Below are 2,829 nucleotides of genomic sequence, written 5' to 3' on the forward strand. Positions count from 1 at the left end.
ACCCGCTTTGTGTATTCGCTCTGTGCACTCGCTTGTGTGTACTCGCCCGCCGGAGGCTACGCCGTGCCCTCGCACGCCCCTGACCACGCAGATCCCCTCTCGGACCCGAACCCCCAGGCAGCAGACCCCCTCGCGCGGGAGCGCGGCCATCTGACCGACTCCCGCGCCGCGCTGCGCGCCATGCGCGCCGACGTCGAGGCCCTCGACCTCCGCGACGTCGCCGCGAACTGGGTCAACGCCGCAGCCCTGCAACACCAGGTCAGCGAGCGCATCAAGGCCCTCGCCGACCTCGCCGACACCCCGCTCTTCTTCGGCCGGCTCGACTATCTGCACGCACCGGGCGCGGAGACGGCCGAGGGCGCGGAGGGCGAGCGCTTCTATATCGGCCGCCGCCATGTGCACGACGCGGACGGCGACCCGATGGTCATCGACTGGCGCGCCCCCGTCTCCCAGCCCTTCTACCAGGCGTCCAAGACCGCGCCGATGGACATCGCGCTGCGCCGCCGCTTCGGCTACACGGGCGGCGAGTTGACGGCATACGAGGACGAAAGGCTCTCCGACCCCACCGAGGGCGAGCAGACCAGCAAGCTGCTCCAGTCCGAGATCGAGCGCCCGCGCGTCGGCCCGATGCGGGACATCGTCGCGACGATCCAGCCGGAGCAGGACGAGATCGTCCGCCAGGGGATCGGCGGCACCATCTGCGTCCAGGGGGCACCGGGCACCGGTAAGACGGCCGTGGGACTGCACCGGGTGGCGTATCTGCTGTACGCGCACCGCGAGCGGCTGGCCCGCTCCGGCACCCTGGTCATCGGCCCGAACCGCTCCTTCCTCCACTACATCGAGCAGGTCCTGCCCGCCCTCGGCGAGTTGCAGGTGGCCCAGGCGACCGTCGAGGACCTGGTGACCCGCCCGGCCCTGGGCGTGGAGGCACGGGGCACCGACTCCGCCGACGCGGCCCGTATCAAGGGCGACGCGCGGCTGGCCGAGGTGCTGCGCCGCGCCCTGCGTTCGTATGTCACCGCCCCCACCGAGCCCTGTGTGGTGGTGCGCGGTTCCCGCCGCTGGCGGGTGCCCGCGTATGAACTGGAGGAGATGGTCGAGGAGTTGCTCACCCGCGACATCCGCTACGGCGCGGCCCGCGAGGCCCTTCCGCAGCGCATCGCGCACGCCGTGCTCGTCCGGATGGAGCAGGCGGGCGAGGCGCCCGACGACCGGGTCCAGGACGCGGTCGCGCGCAACGCGGCCGTCAAGGCGGCGGTCAAGGCGGTCTGGCCGCCGGTCGACCCGGCCAAGCTGGTGCTGCGGCTGCTCTCCGACGCCGACTTCCTGGCCGAGCACGCGGCGGGCGTCCTCGACGCCGACGAGCAGAAGACCGTCCTGTGGACGAAGCCGGGGCGCGGTGTGAAATCCGCGAAGTGGTCCCCGGCGGACCTGGTGCTGATCGACGAGGCCGCCGACCTCATCGAGCGCACCCCGTCCCTCGGGCATGTGGTCCTGGACGAGGCCCAGGACCTGTCGCCCATGCAGTACCGCGCCGTCGGCCGCCGGTGCAGCACCGGCTCGGCGACCGTGCTCGGCGACATCGCCCAGGGCACCACCCCCTGGGCGACGGCCAGTTGGGAGGAGGCCCTGACCCATCTGGGCAAGGACGGGGCCGCGATCGAGGAGCTGACCCAGGGATTCCGGGTGCCGCGCGAGGTCATCGCGTACGCCTCGCGGCTGCTGCCCGCCATCGCCCCCGGCCTGACGGAGGCCACCTCGATCCGCGAGGCGGCGGGCGACTTCTCCGTACGGGCCGTGGACCCGGCGGACCTGGACGCGGCCGTGATCGCCGCGTGCCACGACGCCCTGACCCACGAGGGCTCCGTCGGCCTCATCGCGGCCGACGCCCGCGTCCCGGCCCTGGCCGAGGCCCTCGGCGCGGCGGGCCTGACCCATCTCTCCCCCGGCGAGGAGACCAGCGCCGAGGCCCGGCTCACCCTCGTCCCGGCGACCCTGGCCAAGGGTCTGGAGTACGACTACGTGGTGCTGGACGAACCGGCCGCGGTGGTCGACGGCGAACCGGACGAACGCACCGGGCTGCGCCGCCTGTATGTCTCCCTGACCCGTGCGGTCTCGGGGCTGACGGTCGTCCACGGGGCGGCGCTGCCGGAGCGGCTGAGCTGAGCCGACCGTTACGCCTTGGCCACAGCGGCCTGCTGCTCGGCCCGCTCGAGGGCGTCCGGGGTGACGGGCGTGAAGAAGTTGACGAGATTGCCGTCGGGGTCCTTGAACAGCAGCGAACGGTTGCCCCAGGGCTGCGTGGTGGGCTCGTGCACGATCTCGACGTCGAACTCCTTGAGCCGCTCGTACTCGCCGTCGACATCGGCGACGCGGAACTCCACGATCACGCTCTGGTTCGCCGCGGGCCGGGGCGCCCGCTCACCGAGCCCCCGCACCGTGCGGGTGCTCCCAAGGGCGAGGGTTCCGCCGGACATCATGAACTCGGCGAAGTCGTCCGTGTACCGCTTCGCCGTCAGGCCCGTGGCCCGCTCGTAGAAGTCGACGATCCGGGCGACGTCCTCGGTGATGATGCGGATCGAGGCGAAGTGCATGGCAAGCTCCCGTGAGGTGTTGTGTGCCGTGCGGATGACCGTACGGTCGATACCGGGCAGAACCCGCCCGGTATCGAACCCCGGTTTTTCCGGGCCGGTTTCCGGGCCCGGTGCGCAGGCCCGGTTTCCGGGCCCGGTGCGCAGGCCCGGTGCGCAGGCCCGGTGCGCAGGCCCGGCACCCAGCAGGAGCTTGTCGGCACAGCCGCCGCGCGGCCCCGACCCCGGCGCCGCGCGG

Annotated in this window: 2 protein-coding genes; one reads left to right on the forward strand and one right to left on the reverse strand. The window is 72.7% G+C overall.

All coding sequences use genetic code 11. The features are described from left to right. Nucleotides 1-63 precede the first annotated feature (63 nt). On the forward strand, nt 64-2,166 hold the full coding sequence (locus KN815_RS44960; RefSeq protein ID WP_216347577.1) for a HelD family protein: 2,103 nt from the start codon (nt 64-66) through the stop codon (nt 2,164-2,166). Nucleotides 2,167-2,174: 8 nt separating this feature from the next. On the opposite strand, the gene KN815_RS44965 is transcribed toward KN815_RS44960, so the two are convergent. Beyond that, entirely contained in the window at nt 2,175-2,594 is a 420-nt protein-coding gene (locus KN815_RS44965; RefSeq protein ID WP_216347578.1) for a VOC family protein, read from the reverse strand. Between the last annotated feature and the right edge of the window lie 235 nt (nt 2,595-2,829).

Origin of the sequence: Streptomyces niphimycinicus (assembly GCF_018883605.1) — a bacterium.
Lineage (GTDB): Bacteria > Actinomycetota > Actinomycetes > Streptomycetales > Streptomycetaceae > Streptomyces > Streptomyces niphimycinicus.